Below are 1,625 nucleotides of genomic sequence, written 5' to 3'. Positions count from 1 at the left end.
GTTGGGGTCGACGTGCGAGATGCCGTCCAGGAACAGGAAACCCATGCCCCGGACGGAGAAGACCGACTCGGTGATGACGGCACCGCCGATCAGCCCGCCGATGTCGAAGGCCACGATGGTGGCGATCGGGATCAGTGCGTTCCGGAAGGCGTGGCGCATGACCACGGTGCGCTCCGTCAGGCCCTTGGCCCTGGCGGTGCGGATGTAGTCCATGTTCATGATCTCCAGCATGGAGGCTCGGGTGAATCGGGTGTAGCTGGCTAGGGAGATCAGGATCAGGGCCAGAGTCGGCAGGATCAGGTGCGTGAAGGAGTCCAGGCCCAGGACCCAGAAGTCGCCCTCGATGTTCGGGRTGGTTGCCCCGATGGTGGCGATGGGGCGGCCGCGGACACGGCTGTTGTTGAAGTACGTGGGCCATGCCTGCATAAAGCGGTCCAGCAGGATCAGGAAGCCCACCAGGAACGAGGTGATCGCGGCCGCACGCATTGACTGCCCGCGGTCGTAGCCGCCGACCAGGTATCCGATGCCGAGGCCGACGCCGACAGCCGCGATGGCCAGCAGCACGATCATCAGGAACGTCGCCTGGTCCAGCAGTGGCTGGACCACGAAATACAGGACCACCCCGACGGCGGCGGCGATCAGTGCCGACTGCAGGGCCTTCCGGTTTTTCAGGCCGGCAGTAAGCAGGGTGACGGCGAAGGCGAGGCCGACGCCGGCGATCGCTATCATCACCGGGCCGAGGCCCGGGGTCTTGAACCATTCGGTGGCGGAAAAGTAGACCAGGACGGCGGTAACGAAGAGGAAGACCACTCCGCCGCTGATGACCCTGCGTTTGAGTTCACCGCCGACGGCCACCGCCGTCACGAGCCCGAGGACCAGGCCGATGCCGACGGCCGTCACGATCGGAATCTCGGGATTGCGCAGGAAGTTGTTGAAGCCGATGGCGCCGAATTCCTTGAGCAGGACGGCCACCCAGAAGATGGGGAGGGAGAAGAAGAGGAACGCCATGAACGTGACGCCGTAGTCCAGCGCGCTGTACTGGCGCAGGGCGGTGATGATTCCCAGYGTGATGCCGATCAGGATGGCCAGCACGGTGGCTCCGGTAATCAGCGTCAGGGTTTGGATCAGGGCGTGGCCCAGGGCGTCGGTCACCGGCTGCCCGACGATGTTTTTGCCAAGGTCGCAGGAATTGGCGAACGGGACGAGGCATTGGGCGGCCCCGCCGAGCCACTTGAAGTAGCGCAGCGGCGCGGGGAGGTCCAGCTGCAAGAGTTCGGTGCGGGCGTCCATCAGCTGCTGCTTGTTGGCTGCGCTGATGGCGCGGTACTCCTCGAGGGGGTCACCTGACGCCGCTGTCAGGATGTACACCAGGAAGGATGCGCCGAGAAGAATGAGGGCGGCAGTCATGAGCCGCCGGACTATGTAGGTCACCATGGGGAATAGAACCTCGGTATTCGGGCCCAGGGATCGCCCGGACCGGTCGCAGAATTAGGCCGGATGCCCCGGCCGACGCGGCCGCGCCAGTCATCGCCGGGGAGGGTCGCTAGAAAGGCGTCGGGACCGTAAAGCCGTGGTCCCGACGCCTTCAGCTAGCAAGTGTCACTTGGGGTTGCGGGCTACTTCTG

Annotated in this window: 1 protein-coding gene; it reads right to left on the bottom strand. The window is 64.9% G+C overall.

The window, feature by feature from the left end:
- Positions 1 to 1,434, bottom strand: a 1,434-nt coding sequence (locus tag AC1DHD_RS16175) for an ABC transporter permease (protein WP_476880679.1), incomplete at its 3' end; no start/stop codon positions are given.
- Positions 1,435 to 1,625 lie beyond the last annotated feature (191 nt).

Source organism: Arthrobacter sp. 05L45_2 (assembly GCF_056397525.1).
This window is presented reverse-complemented; position numbering and strand designations above follow the sequence as displayed.